The following is a 26,194-nucleotide window of genomic DNA, read 5'->3' as shown; positions in this document are numbered from 1 at the left end:
CTAATTGTAGATATCAAATCTGGCAAGCCCCATTTTCTGGAGACGGTGTTTTACGGAGGTAACAAGAACCCCGATTCCGTAGATGGAACTTCGTTTGAAATTTATAGAGGAAGCTTCTTCAAAATATTTTGTTGGGCAGGTTACTTCTCCGATCTCATATCCTTTAAAGATAATCTGGGAGAGCATCTGATTATCGAAAACGAAATCATCAGAATTGGCTTCAAGATTCAGATCCCGCAACACTTCCGCCGAAAACGCCCTGTATCCTGTATGGTATTCTGACAATTTCTGCCCAACCAGCCAGTTTTGTACAAGTGTGAGAACTCTGTTTGCAATGTATTTATATATTGGCATTCCCCCTTTCAATGCACCCTTCCCCAATATCCTTGAGGCGAGTACAACAGGATAGAGCCCGTTGGCTATGATCCATGAAATTGAAGGAATAAGTTTAGGAGTGTACTGATAATCGGGATGCAGCATGATAACAATATCAGCGTTTAGTTCGAGCGCCTTTTTGTAACACGATTTCTGATTTCCCCCGTACCCTTTATTTTTATCGTGTTTTATAATGTGCTTTATCCCGAGGGCTTTCCCGACCTCGGATGTATCGTCTTTGCTCGCATCATCCACAAGCACCACATCGTCCACTATATCAAATGGTATTTCTTTGTAAGTTTGTTCAAGAGTTTTAGCTGCATTATAGGCAGGTAAAACTACAACTATCTTCTTATTATTTATCATTTAATCAGAATATTTTACTAAGTACTTCCACAAGTTTGTTTCGGAAGATAGGTTTTGATACAAAATCGGTAAACCCGGTTGCAATAAATTTCTCTTTGTCACCCGGGAGAACATATGCAGTTACGGCGATTATTGGAATCAACTCAAGACCTTCCATAGTCCTGATAACTTTTAGCGCATCCAGTCCATTGTACTCACCTTGAAGATTGATGTCAAGCACAATAAAATCAAATTTCTCGTTTTCAAGCAAAGGAATCGCATCTTCAAAACTTTGAGAAAATTTGATCGATTTCAGTTCTTTCATCTGGACTTTAAAGAGTATCTGTGAATCCAGTTGATCCTCGATATAAAGACAACTCATATTGCGGAGATCGATCGAGGATGGCTCCCTGTTCTCAGTGACCTTGGCAACAGAAGCTGACCGGCTTTCTGGTGGCTCAGGGGCTTGTGGTGGCGAATAAGTCCTTACCGGCTCTTTTGGTACAGAGGGCGGTTCTTCTCTTAGCGGAGGCTTCTGTGGCGTAACCTCTCGGGAGGAAGTGTCAGGATATGAGGTTTGCACCGGTTTAGCCGGCTTCTTTTCACTATAATCCGAACGGGAGAAACCCGAATCGAAATCAAACGAAGTGTCGGATCGTCTTGCCGGCTCCCTCAATTCCTCCCTTTGCAACGGCGGCTCCTCGAAAGACCGGCGGAAGTTCCTTGTTTCACTTCTCTCGCTTTCTCTCCTGTCGGCTTCTCTCTTTTTTCGTCTGCTTAAGAAATCGAGTTCGCTGTCAAAATCAAAATCGATATACTCGCTTTTCTCCTTTTCGACGGATTTCGCAGGCGGTTCCTGTTTGGGCATCAGATAATCATACTGAGAACCGCTTACATTTTCGATTGGATTGCTGCGAGCGGAAGTGTCGGCATATTCGGCTGAGGCCCGGGGAGAATTAACTTTTTCAGCGGTGATCGCCGGTCTGAAAATATTTTCCTTCTGCTCCTCCACGGCTTCCGTTTCCGAAACAAATTCCGCATTAATTGGAAGAATCAATCCAATCTCAAACGGTAAACCCGATTTTTGAACAATTTCAAATCTGCCGTTCAAGAGAGTAAACAGTCGTTGCGCGGAAAAGATAGTAAATCTGGAAACTCCAAATGCCCTCAACTTCGAGACATCCTGTTCCGAAAAGAGATTTTGGATGATGTAAAGGAGCTTTTGCTGAATTTTCAGGTGGTGATCTCTAAAGGTCACAATGAAATTTGCATCATCGAGCTGGTAGGCGCTGATTATTATTTCGCGCTCATCAGTTACATGAGAAATTATTTTAAGAATCAGGCAGACTATATTCAGAACTTTTTCCTGATCTGAATTTATCTGAACCCCCATCGAAATCCTGTCATGCACAATTTCTTTTTTCCACGGACTCTGGGAATCATGCATCTCTTTAAATACTTTCTGCACAAGTTCATCAAGGTTGAACTGTGTTTTTGTTATATCACCAAAATGCTGCTCGATTTGTGCATATTCCGATATGGAATCCATGGTATAGAGGAGTTTTTTTCTGTTCTCGTCTATATATCCGATTGCTTCTTCCTGCTCCTCGGAAGGAGTCTCGAGTGTATCCTTCAATTCTGAGATAAACCCGACAATCACATTTATCGGAGTCAGAATTTCATGGAAGATAAATGAGAGCTGACCCGGATCAATACCACCGGCTTTAATCTCGTGGTTGCCTTGTGTCTGTTTTTCGACATAAACAATTTTTTCGACCGGTTTGTCGACATAAACAATTTTTTCGACTTCCTTTTCGACAACAACTTCTTTTGGTTCCGAAACCGCATCTGCGATTCTGCCAATATATGCCACCTGAGAAACTTCGCCGTCAATCCCCGCGAATGCAACCGAGGTTACCTCAACTGCAACATCAGCTTTGGAACTGTTTTTTATTGTGGCACTAAAGTTATAGGGCGTTTCGCTTTTCTTGAGAAAATCAGCACGCGAACTCTCGGAGGCGAGACTGATAATACTGTTATTGAGAAGATCGGTTCTCCTAAAACCAAGATGTTTTTCTACGGCCGGATTAATATAATTTATAAAACCTGTATTGTCAGTTACTATTAAAATGTCCTGTGAATATTCGAAAACTGTCCGCATCATCTGCAACTGCTCTTCGATTTCAAGAATTTTTGTTATGTCTCTGACAATGTTGAAGTGGGCTTCCGCACCTTCATAAGTAAAGGATATTTTGCATATTTCCACTTGAATAAGGGAACCATCCTTCTTGCGATGGTTGAAGGGACCGACGAATCTGCCTTCCTCATTTTTTGCTGATTCAGCAATTGTTTGAATTTCCTCGGGAAGATAAAGGTCAGTCAGATCCATTTGCAAAAATTCCTGCCTTGAATAGCCGTATATGCTCAAGGCGGCATCGTTTACATCAAGAAACTTGAAGGATTCCAGATCATAAATAAAGATTGCATCAGGATTTTTGCTGATTATAAATTCATACATCTTGTTTTTTAACTTTAGGATGGTTTCAAGATTAAAATTAATGTCGTCCGTAAATATAAGATTATTCTCTGAATCCTTTCCCCCAAGGAGCTTTTTTTCATCGGACGGTCTTGCAACACCAACAATGGCAACAAGATTATCATCAAGATCGAGAAGCGGGATTTCGATAATTTCGTGAGGTGTATCCACGGCAATCCCTTTGACTTTATCGGAAGTCAGGATCGCGATGGAAAGACTCTCTTTCAGGTATTTTTCGAGAGCTGTGTAAAAATCGTTGATAAAGTTAGGGATGAAGTTTTTTTCTGCCCTGCCCTCCATCTGCCCCGGTTTCAGGTTAAGATGGTTTGAGAACTTGTCATTTACAAGGACATACTTCCCTTCCGAATCTTTCAACCAGATCATCTCAGAGAACTGGTTTGCCTTCGTTTGAAGTTTGTTTTTTGCAAGGTAAGTAAAGGGATATGAGGACTCTATCTCACCCAGAAATGTTGAAAGTTCATCCTGAATTCCAAGATCCTTCATCTCTTTTCTGGTTACATTCAGATTAAAGTGGTTGACACCTCTTTGTGATGATTCCCTGAACTGGAAAAAAAGATACTTCTCACCGGCCACTTCAGGCGATTGTACAGCGTAACTTACAGTTATCTCTTTCCCATTCCTTAAATAGAGGGTCACAGTATCAGAAAAATCGGTTTTAGTCTCAGGAATAAGCAAACTCTTGAGTTTAAGCCCCTCCGAGATCAGAAACAAATCAGCAAACGAATCATTCCCCTCTTTGATGGCGAAGAGAGTTTCTGCTTTCTCATTGAAGGAGAGCAACTTCCCTTTCAAATCCATTATCACAAACGGATAGACTGCACTTCCTGCGAAGCTGTCAAAAAGTTGTTTCAGAGAAGAGGCGTCGATCATCACACCCTTCTATTTACTCTTTTTCTGATCACGCATATATGCCCTGGCTGGTTCCGAAACAGTAACAAATACTTCATTTGATGGCTTTGAAACATATCCGTTGCGGCTGATTTTTATTCTGTAATAATATGTTCGCCCTTTAACAATCAATGTATCATCAAATGCAGTTACATCCTGACTGAGGATTGCAATCGCCTGATAGGTACCACCGGCTCCATCTTTTCTTTCGACAATGTTATTCTCTTCCTGGTTGGAATTATCTTTCCAGGTAAGTTTGACCATCTTCTTCGATACTGCGGGAGTATCGGCAAATACACCAACAAGATTTGTAACGGGCGTCAAATCGAATGGCCAAGTTGTAACTGAAACTTCTTTAGAAAAACCTGAATCAGATTGAGCCACAACTTTCAGGCGGTAGTAAAAGGTACCTCCTGATGATAAACCACCGGAATTGTCGGTATAGGAAGTCCTGCTCAAAGAAAGAGTGGCTATATTCGTCCAGAGCACTGAACTTGCCGCCCTTCGTTGAACATTAAGAAATACTGCATTTGAAGCCCTGTTTACCCATGTAAGCTCCACTTCCCTGGTTCCCCAAGGGGTTGCTGTAAGACTGGTTGGTGCAAGTACACCACTTCCCGAACCACCCTCTGAATTGATTATGGTGCTGAAATTCGATTTACCAATCTTGTTGAAACCTTTGATTTTGTAATAGTTAATCAAAAATGGCTTTGGCAAGGGCAGCAGTCGCGTATTCCCCGAAACTGTTGTATATAGAAAGAATGACGAATTATCAGTGTTTACTTCACTCAACCAAATCTCATAACCCTCAACAAGCTTTGATGTGTCCTTCCAGGACAAAATAATATCTGATGAACCTTCGGGTTCAATTATCTCGAGTCCGTAAGGCGCAGACGGTGGTGATTTCGAAGTCACGACGGCTATTTTGGTTTTTGTATCACTTGCAGTTGAATTACCACCGAGATCGTACACTTTGATGTAATAGCTGAATGATTTGTTTACGAAAGTTGCTGAATCAAGGTTAAGAGTAACTTTGGGTCTGTTTCCACTTTCCGCCGGGAAGCTGCCTGCGAGTAATCCGTCAACATAAATTTCCACTTTTGCAATACCCTGGTCATCAGATGCATCATAGATGATCTCCTGTGGTCCCAGGATTATTGTATCATTCGTGGTTGGTTTATAAAGCGCAACTGACGGGGGAATGGAGTCACTTCCTCCCAATGGTTCAACACACGAGGATAGAGTCAAAACTGTTATTAGAAGAAGCGCGATCGAAGCAAACTTTTTTATCATGATTAAATACCAAATTCTTAATTTTTGTAGTCTATGTAATAAATTCTGGATTCTGACGGTTTTAAATTCTTAATTTTTAGTGTCAATTTTCTAAGTTCTCTGTTCACATCTGTGTCAGGCAGAGGTGTGTTTATAATTTCGGTTGAAATTTTATAGGTTTTCGGCATTAGAGTGAAATCAACAGGAACGAGTACCTCTTTCAATATTGTATTTCCCACATTCGATAGAGCAATTACCATCCTGCTGGTACCTCTGGCTTCAACTCTAAGTTCAACCCTGTTATTGTTTGTCCACCATGTATATAAAACCGGCATGCTTGTTATCCACATGTCTTTCTCTTTCATATACTTGATTACATCTTTGACAACTGAGACATATTCAGGTTTCAACTGATAATTGGTATGTAACTTGAGAACATACAGTCCACCTTCAAAAATCAGTCTGTCAACATCTTCCAGGTAAGTGTAGAGCTGATAATCGTGCTCGACAAGCCCGTATTTTCCGACAATTTCCTTGTCGTCCCTTACAGTCTTGGTAACCGTTATGATTGCTTCCTCACCTTTAACGACATATTTTGGAACCGATCTGTCGGTCAAAGAATCGGTAATTATATACTTTATTCCACTTGCAGCAGCGGCCATCAGAGAGTTGTCATCAAACAATCCGTAAAGCGGCTTAACCCCTTTTAGTGTACCACCCGTGGCAGTTTTGAATGTCTTAATTGAGTTATTAAAATCAGCTTCCTGAACCTCGAGCTTTTTAAGCTTGTTCACGGTATCATTTACCGAATTCATAAATCCGATATCAACGACCCCCGAAATGTCGCCATAAGCTGAAAGACTCTTAACGAGATCCGCGTTCGTACCGGCAAGCGCCCCCTCTACAAGAAATGTAGCCTTTACCCCCTCCTGAGCAAGAATTGGAAGGAGATTTTTGATATTTCCCGGTTCTTCACCTATTGAGGCAAGAATTACGGCAGCAGCTTTTTTATTTCCGGGCCAGTCAACAATATAAGCACTCGGTTTTTTTGCAAGCCAGTTTAAAGAATTTCTTATCAGCTTGTCGAGAACAAGGTATTCTTCTCTTTGTCCTACAATGGTAATAATATCAAATCCGTACCACACAAATCTCCCCTTGCCATAAGTACCATAGCAGAGTCCCGAAGTATTAAGAACTTCTTCTCTAACAAGACCTGAGTCAATTTTAAAGTCATACCAAAAACTCAGTTGTTGAGTTCTGGGATCCAAAACTCTCGTCGCAACCATGTTATCCCATGTAGCAATCTTTAACCGGTACCCGGTGGGAATGTCGAACGTGATTGGAGAGCCGCCTTTTAAAGTCAGCAAGCGAGGTGACGGAATTTTTGCGGTCTCTTTCGTAAAAAGTGTTCCGTAAACTTCCTTAAAATACTCCCATCCGCGCCACTTGCCATCAGCAGAGAATGTGCCGGTTGCCCCGGTCGCCATAATGTTGCCGCCCTTGTCAAGATAATCTTTAATTGTAAGAATTTCCCTGTCGCTAAGAGCCTTGATACTGGGCATGATGAGAATCTGAAAATTTTCGGGAGTGAGGACGCCTTTTTCAAGATCGTCTTCAGTTATCACGGTAACAGGGAATTTATTCCCCTGGGTGTACCGCTCCCATGCAGTCACATTATCTTTGATCCAAGTGGAACCTTTAGGGAGAAAATTCTCGGTTTTCTTTGAATAAAGAATGGCAACCTTGGTCTGGTCAGCACCAAATATTTTGGAAAATGCCTCGAGGGAAAATCCATCAGACGCAAATGCATAAGACCCGAAGACGCCCTGAAGAATGTAATTGTAAATCAGGACGGAGGTCACAAGCATCAGCCCTCCTGCGATTAAAATCAGGAGCGATGTAAAAAAGGCATTTCTCTTTTTTAACGCCACTTAAGGTTCCCGCCTTGTCTTTGCTGTTGTGGAGCCTGTTGCTGCTGCTGTTCCTGTGCGGTTTCAGAGGTGACTTTAACAAATTTCTTTGCATTAGTGGTAACTGCAGAAATAGGAGCTTCCCTTCTGGGAGGAGCATACTGCTGAGCAGCCGGAACATTCTCTGTGGCAAAATTACCGGTAACTCTGCTTGGAGCACTCGTTGCTCTGTATTCAGGCGCATGAGTTGTCTCGAAGGTTTGTCCGGTTCTTCTCTGTGTTTCACGAGTCGACATGGTGGCGGAGGTCCGTTCAGAAGCCAGTTCAGGAGTTACAAGTTCAGCCTGAATTGTTGCCGGAGGCACTGCTTTTGCCCTGACTCCCTGAGCCTCCCTGATCTTGAAGAGTATATAAGCTCCGATCGAGAGGAAGAAAGTACTGATGGTTGCCACCAGAATAATTGTTGCGAGAATAGGTATTAATTCCATATAAATTCCTTGTTTTTTCTATTTACCGGTTCCGATGCGTTCCAGTTTTCCCCAGTTCATATCCAAACCGAGAAACTCTTCAATGGTCGACATCATCTTACAAATATCAATTGCGAATACGAAAAACATTCTGTACACTAAAGAATAAGGTACAAGTCGTAATTCTTCATCTTCCACAGCTACACAATATAGTGCCGTCACTGTATCAAGTAAAGCCAAAAATACCCACCAGAAAAAAATCAGACTGGTGTAACCGTAAAAAATCGATACCACGATGAAGAAAAAGTTGGCAACTATATTCATCGTGGGCCAGATAAGCGCTTCATAGAACATGGTCCAGAGAATGAAGGTATCACCAAAGTTAATCGTGGGATTGTAAAGCAAATTTTTATGTTTTCTGATCGCCTGGAGAATTCCCCTCGTCCAGCGATATCTTTGTTTCAGAAGCTGTTGCAGCTTGACCGGAGCCTCTGTCCATGCGATTGCTGTTGGTTCATAATAAACCTTCCATCCCTTGGATAATATCTTCAGGGTCAGATCTGCGTCTTCAGCAAATGTGTCGCTTGAATAGTAACCGACCTCTTCAATTGCCTTTTTTCTGAACAAACCGATGGGTCCCGGTATAATGTTTACCAGCTTAAGAAAACTCTGTGCTGCCCGCGCCATGTTTAGACCTTCGATGTACTCGAGAGCCTGAAGGTCGGCGTAAAATCTTTTTCTGTTCAATACTTTAACATTACCGGCAACCGCACCGATTCTAGGATCGATAAAGTGCCTGGCCGCATTTCTGATCGTTTCGGGTGAAAGCTGACTGTCACCGTCCATACAGAGTACAATCTCGGATTTCGAATAGCTGATTCCTGCATTCAAAGCTCTCGCTTTTCCACCATTAGGTTTGCTAATCAGTGAAACCTTTACCTTACCGTATAAACCTTGCTGGAACCCGACAAGTGTCTTCGCAACATCGTAAGTATTGTCGGATGAACCGTCGTTGACAATGATAATTTCATAATTTGAGTATTCAAGTTCAAGAAGCGACATAATCGCATCTTTAAGTAATAATCCTTCATTGTATACAGGCACTATTACCGATACGAACGGTTGAAAATCGGGTCTCTTCGAAAAGGTGTAGTTATTCAGCCACAAATAAGCCATCCCCAACAATCCAAAATATCTGATGAGGAGAATCAAGAGAAATAGAAGCAAGGAAATCATTGTCGAATACTCAAAGAGAGCAGAATACGACAAAACAGTCATTGGCATCGTAAAGACGATCACGAGAATCAATGCAAGCGAAGATACTCCGGATGAGATCATCCTTCTAAGAATTTGTCTTAGACGATTCTCTCCGGCAACTTCAGTCGCTTCAGTGTTTTTAACAGTGATCCGGGTAGATCTTATCTTATTTTGAGCCATTGGTTCCTTTATGCTTTTCCACAGTTATTCATCAAATTCCATACCAAACTACAAAGTTGCATTTACAGTGCAAATAATCAATTTTTTCATTTTTCATTTTCATCGAATATCTCATTTTGAGACGACTAAAGCATCCAGAAAATTGAGGCACTAAAGGATCTCGAGCTGTATCCGGTTGTTTCTCTGGAGGTACTGCCGATCTGGGCTCTCCCGTTTATCCTGAGATTGGAAAGAAGGTTATAAGATCCCTGGAAGTAGAATTCCCTTAGCCAGTATGAACTTTCAGGAATGTAACCAAATCTTCCGCCCGCAGAAAGATCAAGCTGATCAGCCTTGTAGAAATTCCAGTCAGCAAACAAACTGTGCGACAGGAAGCTCTGCGGGGAATAATAGAATATTGACTTTCTGGCGTATATCGTCGAATAGAATTCGTAACCCGCCAGCAACTCCGGATAGAAGTATCTGCCGATTCTCAATTCGGTATTGGCTCCCCTGTTGCCATCTGATATCATCAAATATGTATAAGCACCTGATACCCGATATTTGGAGGGCAGGTTATACCATCCCTCACCCTTTATCATTTCCACTCTAAGTCTGTCTTTTAACGATCCAAAAGGATAAACCAGTGCTGCCGAATAAAGCATGGTGGCAGCTTCCTGTTGGATGTAAGTTATCTGAGCGTGATACTCTTTCTCTACATTGGCACGAATAAATGCCTCGTACAAAGGATACTTTTTCTTTGGTGACAAAAATGACTGTTCGCCATAAGAAAGTCCGATCAGAAAAGGTTCAAAAGGTCGAATGAACAGAGACCCTTTCCAGGTATTCAACTCCACTTTAGTGTAGGGACTCGAAAGTCGCCCCAGACTTCCCTGCAAACCAAGAGATAAGAAGGAAGTAATTCCCATATCTGAGGCAATGCCGTAATTTAAATAGCTAAAATCAGTATTGTCACCGAAGTATGAGATGAACGGATTTAACAGAATGTACTGTGGGAACGAACCAAGCAATGCACCGAGTCCTGTAACCGGCAACCAGCCAAGTCTCTGATTAATCAGAGCTATTTGGGTTGTGTCAGTATTTCCGACCAGAAGCGAATCGTAAATATCTCTCGCTCTCCCATACTCTTGAGTTTGCGCGTAGGCGTCACCAAGGAAAAGTTTAACTGCAAAATCTGCATTATCCTCTTTCACAAGCCTTTCGAACTCGGTGATCGATTTATTATAGTCACCTTTGAAGAAAAATACTTTCGCTCTCTCGAGATCGATAAGGTAATCGTATTCACCTGTCAGAAGAGAATCATAAATTTGAATTGCCCTGTCATAATTCTTCAAACAGGAATTGATGTCAGCATATTCCTTCAGGATTGTCCTGTTGCCTTCATGTTTCGAAAGAAAGTCATCATATACTGCAAGGGCACCGGCACAATCACCCGCCCGAATCATCTCTCTTCCCTTTTCGAGACTCTCAAAAAGTGCTTCTTCGGCAGCTCTTGCTTTCGAGGTCTCCAGATTTGAAAGAAGTGTCTCAAGCTCGGGGTGTGTAGGCTCGATGGCTTTGATCATCTCGATATATTCGGCAGATTTGTCAAAATTATTTTTTTTCATCTCGAGAGATGCCAGTCCGACAAGTGCTGTAACTTCTTTCGGTTTCGCTTTAAGTACTTCATTCAAGTACTGATATGCCAGGTCTTCATCTTTTCCGAGCCAGACAGATACGATTCCTCTTTGTAATTTCAATTCAAGATCTGTTGGATCTTTTGCGATACAGAAGTCAAGCTGATCTATTGCGGTGTAATTATCTTGATAATCAACGGCAATTCTTGCATATATCTTCCTCAATTTACAGTCTGGAGAATCAGGATTTGCTTCAAAGTAAGCTTTTAACAGGTTGAAAGCTTCCTCATTCCTCTCAAGATTACTTAGCAATCCAACCATCTCGGTGAGAGCCTTGATGTCGTTTGGATTCTTCTGAAGCAGTTTTTCAAGCTCTAAAATCCGTTTTGTATAGCTTTCAACTCTTACGGCTTTCACCTTCTCATACAAAGCCATCCATTTTTTGTCTTCTTTATACTTTTCCTGAAGAATAATGAGTTGCTGCCAAGCCTCTTCCCATCTTTTATAAACAATAAGTTCATCAATAAGAAGGAAACGGGTTTTATCGTCTTTTGGATTGTTTCTAAGAATCCTGTAATATTTATCAATTGCAAACTCCGGAGGAGGTGGAGGTGGCTTCTGATTTTTCTGCTCCCAGGTTCCGGTTGTGTCTTTGTAAAGATTTGTAAAATATTTACCGAGCACCTGATCAAGTCCGTCCTGTGCCTCTTTAAAGTAGGGCCTCAGTTTTAATGCGGTCTCGAAAGCAACTTTTGCTTCTTCGCTCTTTCCCAGCCAGTAAAGAATGTAGCCGTAACGACTCCACAGTCTGTGGTCGTTCGGGAATTTTTTTACGAATCTTGCGAGGATGGGCTCGGCTTTTGCGTATTTTTTAAGATAGCTCAAGACCTCGGTGTATCTGATAACTTCATCAGAGGAGGGCTCTTCCAGTTCGAGATACTTGTCGTACCACTCTTCACTCTGAACCCAGTTAAACATCAGTTTATAACACTTTGCGATCTCAAGATAGTTTTTTGGGTTCTTTGGATTGATGGCTATTTCACGCTGGTATCCCTTGATTAGAGCGTTAAGATCACTGTTCAGCTTCTGGTTTACCCTGGCGAGATCATTTTGATATTCGTTGTTACCGGGTGCGAGTTTAGCAGCAATTCTGTAGTCATTTTGAGCATTTACAAGCTGGTTACGCTTTTCATAACATTTCCCTCTCAGATTGTATCCGTCAGGTTTTGAGGGAAATGCACCCACATATTTATTCAATAAATCGATTGCTTCCCCATACTTGCCTCCATTCATCATGGTTATGGCATCGTTTTTATACTTCTCAGGATTTCCCTGAGCATGTGCCAATGAGACAAAAGCAAGAAAAAACAGTGCTGCAAAAATCAGGATACGGGGATTTATCATGCAAAAGCCTATAAAACTTCTCTTAAAATTGCATCTGCATTCTCAGTAGATGCATTTGATACATACGAGCACGAGTAGATCAAACCAAAGGCACGCTGGATAAAATTCGGGTCATTCGACTGCAGATTTGCTCTTAATTTTGCGACTAACACACTAAGTGCCCTTTCGTCAGCCTTACTTAAAAGGACAAGTATTGTATATCCATCAATACACAATTTCTCTTTTAATGTCAAGGATAACCTGACAGCATTTCCAAACTGGTTCATCGAAACTATTCCGGCAGCCTCTGCCTGTGGATCGAGTTTAAGTGCGATCAGAGTAAAGGGCTGTCCGGTACTTTTGTAGAGTGCTACCTGATTATTTAAAATCAGATTAAATTCTTCCTTGCTGTACTGATTAGTATGGGTCATGGGAGCCTGAACCACTTCCACTTCAATAATCGGGCGATATTTGGGAGGAATATTAGCCGTTACCTGAGCCGGCGCCGATGCATTTGCAGTATTACCGTGAGGAGCTACCGGAAATGCCTGTGCAGTAGGAATTACGGACTGTTGAAATCCCTGACCCTGTGAAGGGTTTAACATCTCTGATCTGGTGCCGGTTGTCGATTCAAAAACGACTCCTTTGTAGGGTTCAAACGAGAACGGTGTTGTAAACTGACCTTCAGTGTGCCCAATGTTTGGGGTAATAGTGGCTTTTCCGCCCTGTCCCCTGCTCCCTTCACCTTTTTGAAGATAAATAATTGCAGTGGTGTACTGAACAATATTATCCACAATATTTTGAGCGAATGGTGTGGCTGGTTCACCGAGTATATATAAACTCGTTACATTTTTATCTTCTATACTTTCAATAGTACGGAGAAACGCCTGCTGAAGCAGGGTAATGTTTTCAAATCCAACAAAATAAGTCAACTCATCGAAGACGAGCCGTGCCGGTTGATATTGCTCCACGACATTGACGATATCGTTCAGATACTCGACAAGATAGTTGTCTGGATTCCCCGACTCGTAAACATCGAGAGGTGGTGTCACCTTTACAACTATAAGTTCACCGTTATCCATATGAGTTTGGAGATCAAAATCAACTGAAGCAGCAAGGATCATCAAATCCTTCGGACGCATGCTCGTGAAATAGAGACACACCTCTTTTTGCTCGATACCTGCCATGGCGTACTGAAGACCGAGAGTAGTTCTTCCTGATTTGCGGGGACCTATGAGAACATAAGTTCCACCACGGTAAAAACCACCCCAGGACTCATCAACTATTGAGATGCCGGTGTTTATAAGATTTATTTTTCCGTTTGCCATATCTTCTTTGCTTTTTGTTGTCGTGTATAATTAGCAATAATCATGCCAACCGATACATGTTCGAAAACGGCGAAAATAACGCATTTTCAAAACATTTTTGTAAACTTTTAGTCGATTAATTCTCATTATGAGACACTTTTTCATAGTGTATCATTATGAGACAATTATTTATAAAAATGAGAAAAAACGAAAACTGCTGTAGCGTTCGTCACAATTGTTGGTTCGTTTGTAATATAATCCTGTCTGTCGTCATAATATTTTACTTCCGGCGAATTGAATTTGTCGTAAGTCGAATTCGTCCGTTGTATATTATAACCCTTCAAAATTTCCGCCGGAACAGGTCCTGCAGCTACCGCACCGGGGAGATAACCATTATTAAAATAGCCGACCTGTGAATGAAAATTTCTGGTGGATCTGCTACCGATGTTGTAAATAAAGGATACACCCCATGGATTTTTGCCCAGAACATAATCCCTTTGATAGCTTGCAACGGAATCGTATAGTGAAGATTTTGTCAGATCCCTGAAAAGTATGGATTGCATCGCTATGCCGAGAAGCGTATGAGTGGTCCCCCATGAAAAAGTTGTACCTTCTCCAAATGGAGTTTTTTTCCTGGTCTCATTAAACGCTGAAAGATTGTTCTCGATATACTGTTTCATATCTGTCGAGTATTTTGCCACTCTGTACTGCGCCAGGGAGTTAATATTCCCCCAGCTCCACCAGTAGTCTGAATCTGCTTTTTTAGCGAGGTTTTTAGCCTCCTCAAGGTATGCGTTATTACCTGTTGTGATATACATTTCGATAGCTCCCAAGGCAAGTTTTCCCTCATACTTGCTGTCCTGATACAGCCCTATCGGATTTGTATCAACATCAGGTGCACTGTTTCTTAATGCGAAAATATTGTTTGCAGCCTTCATCAGTTTATCAGAGAAAGCAGCATCCTGAAAACGGGTCTTCCAGATCCTGCTTCCCATTGCGAGTGCTGCTGTATAGATACCAATGAGGTTTTTACCCATTCCGGCAAAAGCAGGTCTGTCAAATTTGAGAGTATCATTCTCAGGCATTCGCCACCCGACTGTCTGATCTCTTTTGTCCTGTACCTGGATAATCAGGTTATTAGGTTTATAATTCATTCTGAGTAAGAGATCAAGCCCGACTCTTGCCTCTTCGAGTACATCGGGCGCCCCGTCCTTGTTTTTATCAAATTCCATTTTCTTGGAATTGAATTCGTAAGCAAAAAGGAGCATGTAGGTTGAAAATGCAGTTGTGTTCAGAAATTTTGTAAAATCGCCTGCATCATGCCATCCTCCTGTCACATCTGTCTTTCCTGCCCGGTCGTCGCCGACAACATTTGGGGAATCGTAAAGATGACATACCTTATGGAGATAAGGTCCTGTCGGTCCGCATCTTTGAACTCTAAAAAACAACAGAAGAGAATCAACTATTGTATTATATATTCCCTCTCCAATTTTGAAATTGGAGGAACGGCTTCCTTCTACATCAATGACGAAAGTGCCTTCCGATCCAAAACCGGTAAAATCTATCACATGACAGAAGTTGAACCCACCCCACCCCGCGATGCTTGGTTGAATCCGGCTCTCGAAGACATCCTTTCCGGACTTCACATCTTTTATGTAGAACTTAATGCCACCCATGTCTTTTTTTGAAAGTACAACGGCAGTTTTTACATCAAGCCTTCTGAATCCGACCTGATTTACTCTGATAAAGACATCCGATGCGAAGTCTCCCCTGTCATCTGTAACCACCGGAATAAGTTTGACATTATCGTCAGCCTTGTTGGTAGAGGAAAAGAAACAGGATGAAAACAAAAGTCCTGCGAAGAAAATAAAAATGGTTTTTCTATTCATGTATTACCGCTTTGAAGATTATCCTTTTTTTTCAAGCTGATTGAAATCACTTCCAAAAAATTTATCGAACCAGGGAAGGCTTATTGCAAATCCTGCCTTGTCCGTTTGGAAATGGTGTTTCATATGATGATTTTTAATCGCCAGCCAGAATTTATTCTTAATCCTGAAATGGTGGATCGCATAATGCGTCATATCGTAGAAGAGGTAACCTCCTACATATCCCGTATAGAAGGGATAAAAGTAAACTTCACCTAAAAGAACCAGAAAGACGAAATAGAACAATACCGCTAATGGAATACTTACCGATGGAGGCAAAACCAGTCGAAATGGATCAGACGGATAATCGTGATGCACACCATGAATAAGGAAATGGATCCTCTTCCCGAACGCAGAATCAAATTCGAAATGGAACAGAAACCTGTGAATGGTGTACTCGGACATCTGCCATGCAATAAAACCTGCTAATACGAGCAAAAATATAGTCAGCGCTGATAGCCCGGTGAGTGTAGCCTTATAAAAAAGGTATGCAATCACAGGAACAAAAATAATCGCCGGAATGGAAGGGTGCACCTTCGAGAAAAATTCGAGAATGTCATTCTCGAACATTCGCGGTGTTTCTTTTTTATTTGAAATGAAGTTTTTAGACATCTAATCTCTCCAATGTTAATTAAAAAGGTCTTCCACTTTTACTACTTTAATATTCTCAGGTTTAATTTTGAGTTGAAACTCGGAAATAAATTTATCCTCTTTCAAAACGCTTTCAGGTTTTGGAGTCTGGTAAACTATCGGCGAAGATGTGTTCTTTACAAGTTTATCCTTAAGATCATTCGCATTCTCGGTTACAAACACCACTACCATGTTCTCGGGGCTAAGATACTTCTTTATCGCCGCATTAACTGCGTCAATCGTCACACCTGCCATCATCTCTCTGAATTTTTGCAAATGACCCGGTTCTTTAATGCCGTAATACTTGTCATCGAGTGCATAACCGAGTCGCATATCTGTATTAGGAGCGTAATGCAACACATATTTTTGCAGAAACTTTCGTGTCATCTCAAAATCATCTTTTCCGAGACCGTTCTTTACAAGGAGATCAAGCTCACGCATTGCGGCTCTGAAAGCAAAATGTTTGGTCTCATTTGGAACCGGTCTGATCCACATCTCAAAAAGATGCTTTTTAAGCGGGACATTCACCGGTGGTTTCGAAAGTCTTCCACCGTTGGGATAATATTCAATGTAGCTGTAATCACCGTAGTTTAATCCTCTCGCCTCCCGTATCACCTGATAAAGATGTGAACTGGAATTTCGGTGTTCACCCAGCCAGGAATTTGCAAGAGCCAAGGGATACCATTCTTCATTGTTGCGTAACAAGTCAATCGGATAGCCCATCGAAATCGCAGTTGCATTCGTCTTTTTTTCAACGATCACAACTTTTAATCCTGAAACGGGATTCGGATTGATCTGCAAACCGGAATTAACCACTCCGTCAGGGAGTTTTTGCAATTCATCCCAGACCCGCTGAACAATTTTATCGTCGAATCCCCCACCGATACCGAGGATGTAATTCTCTTTGTTGAAATATTTTTTATAAAACCATTTAACATCGTCGAGAGTTATGTTTTTCAAACTACTAATCGTCCCTGTTGCAAGGTGACCGTAAGGTGTTCCCTGAAAAATCTCGTTGTAAAGGACTGCTTTGCCGAGCTCTTCATCACTCGAATACCTCAGGGTGGTTGAGAGATAACTGATCGCCTCATCCTTTACTCTTTGAAAATCCTCTTCTCTGAATCCGGGATCCAAAAGCTGCCCTGTGAAAAGACTGAGATACTCGTCAAGATTATCCAAATGGACAGAACCGGAATAAACAGAATTCTCTTTCGAAACAGATGCAGAATAACCTGCAGCCAATGGATAGAGTTTTTCCAGTATCTGCGAATAAGTAAGTTTGGATGTGCCGCCTTCATTCAGCAAGGCAGCGGTAAGAGCAGCAAGCCCCTCCTTCCCTTTAGGATCATCCTTGGAACCCGCATTAAACCAGATTCTGAATGAAACTACCGGTTCCTGGGTTTTTAATAATACAATTCTGTTTTTATCCATTGCGTTTAAGCTCGTTACGAGGATCAGTAAAAATAAAAAGCCGGTGTATTTAAATGTTCGGTTCATAATGTCAATTTCCTGTGAGAATTACTTGGTTCCTGCTCTCTTTAACAAAATACTTTCTTACGGCATTTTGAATATCCTGTGGGGTTATGTCCATCATTTGGGTGTAAAATTCATCGAGTACTTCGATATCTCCCGAAAGCGTGATAAACATAGGTAGAACAGAGGCGACCGCCTCGGGACTGTCGAGACCCATGAGGAACTGATATTTCATCCTCTTCTTCAATTTGTCCAACTGTTCCTTGGAAACAAGATTGTTTTTGTAATAATCAATTGTTTTTTCGATTTCCTGATTTACATATTCCAAATCATTCTCTGATTTGACTCTCGAGTAAATCATAAAAGGAAACGGATCCCTTCTTGTTTGGGCTCCACCGGCAATAAACTGCACTTTCTGTTCGTCAAGCACCAGTTTCTTGTACAATTCACTCGTCTCTCCAAAAGCAATATCCGCAAACGGAATCATCGACATATAGTCTTTGTTAAAAACATTGAATCCATCATACTTGTACCCGATCGCCAGAAGAGGAAGGGTTTTTCCGTCATACTTAATTTTTGCTTCCCTGGGAGCTGTCTGTTTTGGCTCCATTTCGATCTTTGGAGGAGTATAGCCTGTTTTCCATGATGAATAATATTTATCGACCATACCTGTCACACTCGCCACATCAAAGTCACCTGTTATAACGAGTACACAGTTTTCGGGCCTGTAATAACGGTTGTAGAAAGAAAGGCTGTATTCATACTGGTTTGGCATCTCTTTTATGTCAGCTTCAAATCCGATTGTCGTATGCTTGTATGTGTGCTTGTCGAAAGCCATATCCTGAAATTTTTCGAAAAGTACTGAAAAAGGATTTGTAACACTTTTTCTGTATTCACCGTAAACGGCGCCCGCTTCCGTCATAAACTGATCTTTTTTATAATTCAGATTTTGAAAACGGTCGGATTCCAGATCCATCACTTTTTCAAGATCTTCTGCAGCAAAATTAAGATGGTAAACCGTCAGGTCATCATCTGTATAAGCATTTGCATCGGCACCTATTGAAGTGGTAACCGAGTCGTAAAGCGGGTACTTGTTGGTACCGCGAAACATCATGTGCTCAAAAAAGTGGGCAAAACCGCTTTTCCCGGGTTCCCACTCGTCACGGCTGCCTGTCCTTACAACGGTATAGTATGATACAAGACCGCTTCCCGGCATCGGGATTAGAAGGGCTTTAAATCCGTTTTGAAGTGTAACCCTGTGAACTTTGTAAGGGAAAACACCACCGGCAAATATTTCAGATGCTGTCATGATAATTAATAGCAGGATAATTTTAGTTATTGAATAACCGGGTTTCATTAAGATGTCTCCGTTAATTAAATTTTTTCTATTCCAATTCCTGGTAACGATGAAAGAGTAACCTTTCCATCTGTTATTGTAGTTCCTTTATAAATATCATTACTGATGAGAAGTGCCCCGTCAAGATCAGCCCACAGCGCCATCGGTGAGAGCTGTGCAGCAGCAGAGATGGCGCAGGAAGTTTCTGTCATACATCCTATCATCACCTTCAGACCCAAACCATCAGCCAGACTTACCATCTTGTTGGCAGTTCTCATTCCTCCACATTTCATCAGTTTGATGTTGATACCCGAGTAAACTCCTTTAGCTTTTAAAACATCCGCAAGCCCTTGAACCGCTTCATCACCTATGGTTGGGAGCGGACTGTTTTGTGTAAGCCAGGCGTTATCATCAGGATTCTTTTTATCCATTGGTTGTTCAACAAAAACGACACCTTTTTCTTTGAGCCAGTAGATCATGTCCAAAGCTGCCTGTTTGTCCTTCCAACCCTGATTAACATCAACACAGATCGGTTTATCGGTTACGGAGCGAATTGTTTCAATCATCTCTTTATCAGTATCACGACCGAGTTTTACCTTAAGGATTTTGTACTCGGCAGCCTCACGCACTTTCTCTTTCACCACATCAGGTTTGTCAATTCCGATTGTAAAACTCGTGTGGGGAGTTTTGACAGGATCATAGCCCCAGATTTTATACCATGGCTGTCCGATCAATTTACCAACCAGGTCATGTAAAGCTATATCAACTGAGGCTTTAGCTGCGTAGTTCCCCGTATCCACTGTATCGATGTAATCAATGATCTCCTCCAGTTTGAACGGGTCATTGAACTGTTCGAGTTTCACTTTGGAAAGAAAAGCAGTGGCTGTCTCGTGACTTTCACCCAGATAAGGTGGCATTGATGCTTCACCGTAGCCTGTTACATCGCCAAACTGAATTTCAGTCAGCATTACAGGGGTGGTGGTTCTTGAACTCGTTGCGAGAGTAAAAACATGTTTTAGTTCAAGGGTATAAGGTCTGAAACTTAGTTTTAGTTTATTGCTGTTCATTTTATTAATTGCGAATTTTGTTATTGAGGCTCCATTTCCAGCCACTACCGCAGCGGCTGACAGCAATGAAGCTTTTTTTATAAAATCTCTTCTGGAATCCATTATCGTCTCATTTGATATAGTCTGAAACCGAAATCTTTTTGACTCCGGGTGAATCAACCTTGGTCAAAATCCTTCTTGCCGAAACAAGCATCCCTGTTCTGTAAGCGCTAAAAACGGGACTTGCGGGGTCAAAACTGTTGATACCTACCATTCCGGCAGCGTGGATGAACTCTTTGTTTCCCATGTAAATCCCAACATGAGTAATTCGTTGTTTTTTACCCTCTTCAGGTTTCGGACCAAAGAAGAGTAAATCCCCTCTTTTCAGATTTTCATATCCTTTTGAAACATCGACTTCTTCACCATACAGACACTGTTGAGAAGCATCCCTGGCAAGCATAATTCCGTTCAGGAAATATACCGTTTTAGTAAATCCACTGCAGTCCATTCCTTTAGGGGAAGTACCGCCCCAGAGATAAGGCACACCGAGGAATTTTTTTGCGGTTTTGATTATAGTGTTTGAATCTGGATTTTGTCCCTTAATCCATTTTTTAAGAGGCGAAGCCGATTTTTTAGATACAAAACCTTCTCTGCCGTCGGGAAGTGCAACTTTATAACCGTTTTTGCCGGTCGATTTTATTTGAAGGATACCCCCTGCTGTAATGTCCGATATTGTGCCCCCTTTTGCATTCTCATCTTCATAAACAAAACCATAAACATCAGTGAAGATCACCTTGTCGGCTCTATACCAGCCTTCCATCTCTTTTTTATTGAACGATTGAACTCCCGCATCATCAACCCATCCAATATATCCTTCAGGAGTCTGCACCAAAAACCAATGGTCATCACCCTCTTTCAGAATAGTGACAGGTGTTCCAAGCAAAGCCTGAGTAACTAGTTCCGCAGGATGAAATGGTTTCGATCTGATATTTGCCACCGAAAGTGTGACTACTCCATACTCGTAACCATTAAGAGATTTAGCAGGAAGTCTTTCAACCACATCGTTGATTGTGTAATTGTGAAGCATTTTCCGCATATCTTCGAGTGCTGCCGGTACGGTCGTCTCACCGGAGACTGTAAGGATGTTTCGCGGCATATCCAAATCAAATTTAAGATCCAGAATAGCCGTTCGCTTATCCGGGGCATATTTGTCGGTAATAACCATATATACACCATCTATCTGCGATATGGTGGCAACTTGTGCTGACATTCCGGTTCCCAAAATTAAGATCAGTAATAAAACAACTGCGATATTTTTCATAAACCTTCGAAAAATTAAAATTCAAAATAGATAGGAGGCACCATTTCAGCCATCATTATCTGAGAAGCCAGGTAGATTACTAATCCAAGAACAAGTCCTTGTGCCCAGAAAGGCATATTCATAAGCCCTGTTTTTATCTTCTCTTTTGCCCCTTCAGGGAAGAAGATGATAATGAGCCCGATCACAAAAAAGATGAGCACTCCCGGGAATCCACCATAGAACTGTGTAAACACTACAGCATGCAGGTTCTCTGTGATCTGTGTGTAGATCATTGGAATTTTGTCTAATGAATCAACCTTGAAGAATATCCAGGTTAATGTAATGATGTTGAACGTGATGAAACCTCTCACGAAGTTTAGCACCTTTCCACCTTCCTTCACTCCAACCTTCATCAATCCTTTTGCACGAAGTTTTTTCGTTAAAACAGAATAACCCATAATAAAGCCATGGACTGTACCCCATATGATAAACCCCCAGGTAGCTCCGTGCCAAAGCCCGCAAACTGCGAATGTGACGATGAGTGCAATGGCATTTCCGTACTGCTTCATGTTCCTTAAACCCATTTGCATTGGAGTAAAAAGATAATCAAGCAGCCACCTCGAAAGAGAAATATGCCAGCGTCTCCAGAAGTCGGCAACACTGGTGGCTTTATATGGTGAATTGAAGTTGTCGATGATTTTGTATCCGAACAGCAGTGCCATCCCCACAGCCATATCGGAGTAACCCGAAAAATCGAAATAAATCTGAATCGAATAGCCGTAAATGGCGAGTATATTCTCTGCACCGGTGAATCTTAGAGGATCCTCAAAGACTCTTGTGATAAAATTCAGGGAAATATAGTCAGCGATAATCAGTTTTTTGATTATTCCCGATGCAAGATAAAATACAGCCAGGCCGGTTGATGTCTTACCTTCGGGGGAAGTAAGGAGGTTTTGTTTGATCTGTGGAATAAACTCATCAGCTCTGTCGATAGGACCTGCCTGAATATTCCCGAAAAAGGTTACATAGAGCATGAAATCGTCGAGACGCGGCAATTCCTCATATTTCTCGTAATATATATCGAAAAGGAAGCTTAAAACCTTGAATATGTAAAACGAGATACCGATCGGTAGCATAATGTCAAGTGCCGTAAATTCTGTCTCCTGAAGAGTCGCAATTTGACTGAGCACAAAATTTGTGTATTTGAAGTATGCAAGCAATCCAACATTCAGGATTACCATTCCCCAAAGTACATACCTTCTCTTGTCGGTATCAGCTATTCCGAAGAGTATTTTTCCAAAAAAGTAGTTTACAACCCCGACCCCCAACAGAAGGATGAGGAATAAACCGCCAATTTTGTAGTAGATAAATGCGGAGAACAACAGTAGAAATGTAGCTCTTAATCTCTGGTTTGGATATATTGCATGATAAACAAGAAGTCCCAAAGCAAGAAAGAACATAAAAGTAAGCGTACCAAACTGAAGCGGGTTGTCCGGACTGTAAACGAACAGCCCCGCCAGCTTGGAAAAATCGATGACAGAATTCAATACAGTACCTTTTTACGAAATTTTGGAATCGACTAATCTCTGAAGGTCTCCGAGGTTCTTGCATTTAAGAACTTCTATGTGCTTCAGTCTTATGTTGTATTCTTTCTCAATCGAGAGTATCACATTGGCATGACTGAGTGAGTCCCAACCTGGTACAGTATTTGCTTTAGTTTCATCCTGAATGTCGTAATCTTCGAGTTCAAGTTGTTTGAGTATCGTATTCTTTAGTCTCTCTGATATCATTATGGTTCTCTCTGTCTAATGTTTGTTCAATTCTTTCATTTCGGCGATTCTCTCCTTGTTGGCTTTTCTACTTGGTTTACCGGCAGAACTTTTAATTAGCCACCTTGGAGGAACAAGATATACATGTGTGATCGTGAGATCAACCGATGTCCCTTTTTCCTTCACACGCTGAATCAGTCTTTTCTTCTCTTTTTCATCAGTCAAGGGAGTTTCAGCCACAACGCTGATTTCCTCGGTACCGAGTTCCACATTATCTTCGCCAAATGCAATTACCCTGCCGGGGATTATGTCGCTAACCACTCCGATGGCATCTTCGACATCTTCGGGATAAATGTTTTTACCGGCAACGATAATTATGTCTTTTTTACGACCAATTACGAAGAGTTCATCATTTTGCTTAAAGCCGTAATCACCGCTGTAATACCAGCCGTCCTTAAGTACTTCAGCAGTCTTCTCGGGATAGTTTCTGTAGCCGTCGAACATCGAAACCGATGTGATGATAATCTCCCCTACTCCATGTTCGGGAAGCTCATTTCCTTTTTCATCCACAATCCTGACTTCACATCCTTTTATCACTTTTCCGGACGAAACGCAAATTCTTGATGTTTTTCCGGGAATTGGAGGTGTAACCACTCCCTGAGCGAGGCTTTCACGATCCACTTCGATAGTGGTAATCGGTTTACCCGGTTCTGTTTGTGTTGCAGCAAATGTTGTTTCTGCCATCGCATAGGAAGCCGATAGCCCGAGAGGATTAAAACCATATTTTTCAAAAGCGGCGCTGAACTTTTTGTGACTCTCATTTCTTACAGGTTCACTGCAATTGATGACGAGTCGCAAAGATTCAAGAGAAACGGATTCCATCTCATCTTCCTCAATTCTGTCTGCCATGAAATTGTAAGCAAAATTAGGCAGCCAGCACACTGTGGCTTTTTCAGCATTCAAAGCTTCGAACTGAAGAGAGGGTGCGAGTACCCATTCAAAAGGATCAACCTGCACTGAAGTGATTCCAAAAGCAAGTGGAAGATGAAAAGCAGCTATCAGCCCCATGTCATGATATAACGGGAGCCAACTGACAATTTTGTCATTCTCGGTTAGGTTGATGGAAAGGGCGTAATTGTCAACATGATCCAAAACAGCCCTTTGTGAAAGAAGTACCGGTTTCTGAAGACCTGTCGTTCCCGATGAATGTTGCAGAAGGAAAGGATCCGATTCAACAATTGAGTCTCTGACTGATGTTAAATCATTGATTTCTTCCGCTGAAGGTGTAAATTCCCTGTCCCATTCCAATGGAAAGAACAGACCTTTTATCGTACTCCCCTCGTGATGCACGAGTGGGGAAATAATCGGTTCAAGGTCGGCCTCAGTAAATATCCAGTCGAGACCGGAGCGCTGGGACATTCCCTCCACACCGGATTTAAACTTGTCAGGATGAAGTCTTGGATTTGGATATGCAAGCACTGCAGGTATAGCACCCAAGCCCGCAACACCGAGATATAAAGGGAAAAACATCGGATTGTGCCTGATTATGATGGCACACACTTCATTTCTCTTTATTCCTTGTTTCTTTAATAAAATGGAAAATTTGTTGGCGGTTTCCAACAAATCTTTGAATGACCATCTAAATGGCTCCTCACCGGCTCTCCAGTGGACTATGGCGTCTTTATTGGGAAAACGCCGGGAGTTATCCTCCCAGCGTTGCCAAACATTATTATAATGTTTCAAATGGTTCTCTGTTTTAGTTTTTACCGTAATAATCCATCAGTGCATCAAAAAGCATGCGGGCTACTTTCTTGTAACCTTCTGCACTGAGATGTGTCATGTCAGCAGTGGTAAGTTTGTCTTTACCCCAACGCTCCATTGCACCTTCACCACCCATCGCTGCAAAAAGATCCCAGAATGCTACACCGGCTTTCGAAGCGACATTCTTTTGAACTGTTACAAGCTTTTTAACCATATCGTTTGTTTCAAACTTCGAACCAACCTTTTTGCCTTTATCACCGACTCCAACAATCAAAATCGGAACACCGGGCATTGCACTTTTGATATGGTTTACTACATCGGTAAATTCTTTTTCATAGTTCGATGTGTTCTTCACTTTGTCAACTGAATTCAGACCAAAACTAAGAATTACCAAATCATAGTTCAAATAGCCATGAAAAGCTTTTATATTGTCTTTTGGAATCCTTTTGAGAGCGTTACCATCATCTCCTCTAAGCGGGAAATTATCGACATAAACGCCGTTGCCTGATTCAAGGCTAACTCCATAAAGTGCAGCCTGATTATCTTTGTCAGCAGTAAGTTTGAACGATTTTGAACCTTTGTAGGTAATGTCGGTGACATTTACACCTTTTCCGGATTTGAAAGGAGCTGAATTTTCGCCACCTTTGTCAAATTCGTATTTGAATGTACCTGAACCCTCGGTGTAGAATACTCTCACTTTGTCGAAAGTTCTTACGGTTTTATATTTCCAGGTTGTCTCATACTTTACCCAGCTTCCGCTTTTTGGAATAAAGACTCCGCCGGAAATACCGGCACCTCTTTTAGGGTTGCCATTGATTACGAGCTGTGAGTCCCAGTTCCCGGAAAAATCGAGTTTCGTGGTTGCTCTGTATGCTTTATCCTGAGTTGTGATCGCTACGAAACCGACACCGGTTCCGCCAAACTTCTCCTGAAGTGCCTCACGGAAGTCTGCACAGATGTTGTCACCTTCGATGGCTGAATCACCAAAATAAGCGATCCTTACGGTACCGCTTTTTGAGCCCTTTAAGGCAGAGGCAAAACCCTTAAGCTGGGCTGTGTTTCCCGATATGGGCACTTTAGATTGTAAATCACCCTCTATTCTAAGCTCTGAGCTGTAATTCTCTACACTTAAAACATCGTTGTTTACGAGTACGCCATAAGCATCAGCGAGACCTCTGAAATAGTTGTATTCGTCAATTCTTTGAGTTATCTCGTCAGTTTTTACATCGGAAAGGACATCCACTTTCTTGGTTGTAAACGGACCGATTTCGATTCCTTCGGGAATGTAAGTAAAACCGTACATGGTAACAGCGGCGATTGCCAACAGAAGGAAAGACCGAAATCCGGCAAATTTGTTTGACATGTTATTCTCCATATTAAATTGTTTTCGTTAAAGC

At 41.7% G+C, this 26,194-nt stretch carries 18 protein-coding genes; all 18 read right to left on the bottom strand.

Annotated features, from left to right (window positions below; all coding sequences use genetic code 11):
- The gene (locus J0L60_01315; protein MBN8544744.1) at positions 1-741 is read right to left on the bottom strand and encodes a glycosyltransferase family 2 protein; all 741 of its coding nucleotides are present in this window, start codon (positions 739-741) and stop codon (positions 1-3) included.
- 4 nt (positions 742-745) lie between these two features.
- Positions 746-4,147 carry a PAS domain S-box protein gene (locus tag J0L60_01310; protein ID MBN8544743.1) on the bottom strand — a complete coding sequence of 1,134 codons (3,402 nt, stop codon included), beginning with the start codon at positions 4,145-4,147 and terminating at the stop codon, positions 746-748.
- Between the two features lie 9 nt (positions 4,148-4,156).
- Positions 4,157-5,458 (bottom strand): hypothetical protein, encoded by a 1,302-nt coding sequence (locus tag J0L60_01305; protein MBN8544742.1) that lies wholly within the window; start codon positions 5,456-5,458, stop codon positions 4,157-4,159.
- Between the two features lie 17 nt (positions 5,459-5,475).
- Positions 5,476-7,368, bottom strand: coding sequence for a polysaccharide deacetylase family protein (locus J0L60_01300; GenBank protein MBN8544741.1), 1,893 nt, complete (start codon positions 7,366-7,368; stop codon positions 5,476-5,478).
- On the bottom strand, positions 7,359-7,835 hold the full coding sequence (locus J0L60_01295; GenBank protein MBN8544740.1) for a hypothetical protein: 477 nt from the start codon (positions 7,833-7,835) through the stop codon (positions 7,359-7,361). Before J0L60_01295 ends, J0L60_01300 begins: the two co-directional genes overlap by 10 nt.
- Positions 7,836-7,853: 18 nt before the next feature.
- A complete protein-coding gene (locus J0L60_01290; protein MBN8544739.1) occupies positions 7,854-9,152 on the bottom strand; it encodes a glycosyltransferase family 2 protein in 1,299 nt (432 codons plus the stop codon).
- A gap of 224 nt (positions 9,153-9,376) precedes the next feature.
- Positions 9,377-12,271, bottom strand: a complete 2,895-nt coding sequence (locus tag J0L60_01285; GenBank protein ID MBN8544738.1) for a tetratricopeptide repeat protein — start codon at positions 12,269-12,271, stop codon at positions 9,377-9,379.
- 8 nt (positions 12,272-12,279) lie between these two features.
- A complete protein-coding gene (locus tag J0L60_01280) occupies positions 12,280-13,578 on the bottom strand; it encodes a hypothetical protein (protein MBN8544737.1) in 1,299 nt (432 codons plus the stop codon).
- 164 nt (positions 13,579-13,742) lie between these two features.
- The gene (locus tag J0L60_01275) at positions 13,743-15,446 is read right to left on the bottom strand and encodes a glycoside hydrolase family 9 protein (protein MBN8544736.1); all 1,704 of its coding nucleotides are present in this window, start codon (positions 15,444-15,446) and stop codon (positions 13,743-13,745) included.
- 18 nt (positions 15,447-15,464) lie between these two features.
- Entirely contained in the window at positions 15,465-16,094 is a 630-nt protein-coding gene (locus J0L60_01270) for a sterol desaturase family protein (GenBank protein MBN8544735.1), read from the bottom strand.
- A 15-nt stretch (positions 16,095-16,109) separates the two neighbouring features.
- Entirely contained in the window at positions 16,110-17,609 is a 1,500-nt protein-coding gene (locus J0L60_01265; protein MBN8544734.1) for an insulinase family protein, read from the bottom strand.
- 4 nt (positions 17,610-17,613) lie between these two features.
- Positions 17,614-18,942, bottom strand: a complete 1,329-nt coding sequence (locus J0L60_01260) for an insulinase family protein (GenBank protein MBN8544733.1) — start codon at positions 18,940-18,942, stop codon at positions 17,614-17,616.
- Between the two features lie 17 nt (positions 18,943-18,959).
- Positions 18,960-20,090 (bottom strand): dipeptide epimerase, encoded by a 1,131-nt coding sequence (locus J0L60_01255; protein ID MBN8544732.1) that lies wholly within the window; start codon positions 20,088-20,090, stop codon positions 18,960-18,962.
- Positions 20,091-20,097: 7 nt separating this feature from the next.
- Positions 20,098-21,237 carry a C40 family peptidase gene (locus tag J0L60_01250; GenBank protein ID MBN8544731.1) on the bottom strand — a complete coding sequence of 380 codons (1,140 nt, stop codon included), beginning with the start codon at positions 21,235-21,237 and terminating at the stop codon, positions 20,098-20,100.
- Between the two features lie 65 nt (positions 21,238-21,302).
- The gene (locus tag J0L60_01245) at positions 21,303-22,814 is read right to left on the bottom strand and encodes an MBOAT family protein (GenBank protein MBN8544730.1); all 1,512 of its coding nucleotides are present in this window, start codon (positions 22,812-22,814) and stop codon (positions 21,303-21,305) included.
- Between the two features lie 12 nt (positions 22,815-22,826).
- Positions 22,827-23,057 carry an acyl carrier protein gene (locus J0L60_01240; GenBank protein ID MBN8544729.1) on the bottom strand — a complete coding sequence of 77 codons (231 nt, stop codon included), beginning with the start codon at positions 23,055-23,057 and terminating at the stop codon, positions 22,827-22,829.
- Between the two features lie 15 nt (positions 23,058-23,072).
- Positions 23,073-24,779 (bottom strand): AMP-binding protein, encoded by a 1,707-nt coding sequence (locus tag J0L60_01235; GenBank protein MBN8544728.1) that lies wholly within the window; start codon positions 24,777-24,779, stop codon positions 23,073-23,075.
- A 13-nt stretch (positions 24,780-24,792) separates the two neighbouring features.
- Positions 24,793-26,160 carry a hypothetical protein gene (locus tag J0L60_01230; GenBank protein ID MBN8544727.1) on the bottom strand — a complete coding sequence of 456 codons (1,368 nt, stop codon included), beginning with the start codon at positions 26,158-26,160 and terminating at the stop codon, positions 24,793-24,795.
- Between the last annotated feature and the right edge of the window lie 34 nt (positions 26,161-26,194).

It is taken from the genome of Ignavibacteria bacterium (genome assembly GCA_017302895.1).
In the GTDB taxonomy this organism is placed as follows: domain Bacteria; phylum Bacteroidota; class Ignavibacteria; order Ignavibacteriales; family Ignavibacteriaceae; genus UTCHB3.
This window is presented reverse-complemented; position numbering and strand designations above follow the sequence as displayed.

What these genes read in the sequence shown, in the direction of transcription:
- J0L60_01315 (MBN8544744.1), bottom strand. Translation starts at nt 741, where the DNA reads ATGATAAATAATAAGAAGATAGTTGTAGTTTTACCTGCCTATAATGCA.
- J0L60_01310 (MBN8544743.1), bottom strand. Translation starts at nt 4,147, where the DNA reads ATGATCGACGCCTCTTCTCTGAAACAACTTTTTGACAGCTTCGCAGGA.
- J0L60_01305 (MBN8544742.1), bottom strand. Translation starts at nt 5,458, where the DNA reads ATGATAAAAAAGTTTGCTTCGATCGCGCTTCTTCTAATAACAGTTTTG.
- J0L60_01295 (MBN8544740.1), bottom strand. Translation starts at nt 7,835, where the DNA reads ATGGAATTAATACCTATTCTCGCAACAATTATTCTGGTGGCAACCATC.
- J0L60_01290 (MBN8544739.1), bottom strand. Translation starts at nt 9,152, where the DNA reads ATGATCTCATCCGGAGTATCTTCGCTTGCATTGATTCTCGTGATCGTC.
- J0L60_01285 (MBN8544738.1), bottom strand. Translation starts at nt 12,271, where the DNA reads ATGATAAATCCCCGTATCCTGATTTTTGCAGCACTGTTTTTTCTTGCT.
- J0L60_01280 (MBN8544737.1), bottom strand. Translation starts at nt 13,578, where the DNA reads ATGGCAAACGGAAAAATAAATCTTATAAACACCGGCATCTCAATAGTT.
- J0L60_01275 (MBN8544736.1), bottom strand. Translation starts at nt 15,446, where the DNA reads ATGAATAGAAAAACCATTTTTATTTTCTTCGCAGGACTTTTGTTTTCA.
- J0L60_01270 (MBN8544735.1), bottom strand. Translation starts at nt 16,094, where the DNA reads ATGTCTAAAAACTTCATTTCAAATAAAAAAGAAACACCGCGAATGTTC.
- J0L60_01265 (MBN8544734.1), bottom strand. Translation starts at nt 17,609, where the DNA reads ATGAACCGAACATTTAAATACACCGGCTTTTTATTTTTACTGATCCTC.
- J0L60_01260 (MBN8544733.1), bottom strand. Translation starts at nt 18,942, where the DNA reads ATGAAACCCGGTTATTCAATAACTAAAATTATCCTGCTATTAATTATC.
- J0L60_01255 (MBN8544732.1), bottom strand. Translation starts at nt 20,090, where the DNA reads ATGGATTCCAGAAGAGATTTTATAAAAAAAGCTTCATTGCTGTCAGCC.
- J0L60_01250 (MBN8544731.1), bottom strand. Translation starts at nt 21,237, where the DNA reads ATGTCAGCACAAGTTGCCACCATATCGCAGATAGATGGTGTATATATG.
- J0L60_01240 (MBN8544729.1), bottom strand. Translation starts at nt 23,057, where the DNA reads ATGATATCAGAGAGACTAAAGAATACGATACTCAAACAACTTGAACTC.
- J0L60_01230 (MBN8544727.1), bottom strand. Translation starts at nt 26,160, where the DNA reads ATGTCAAACAAATTTGCCGGATTTCGGTCTTTCCTTCTGTTGGCAATC.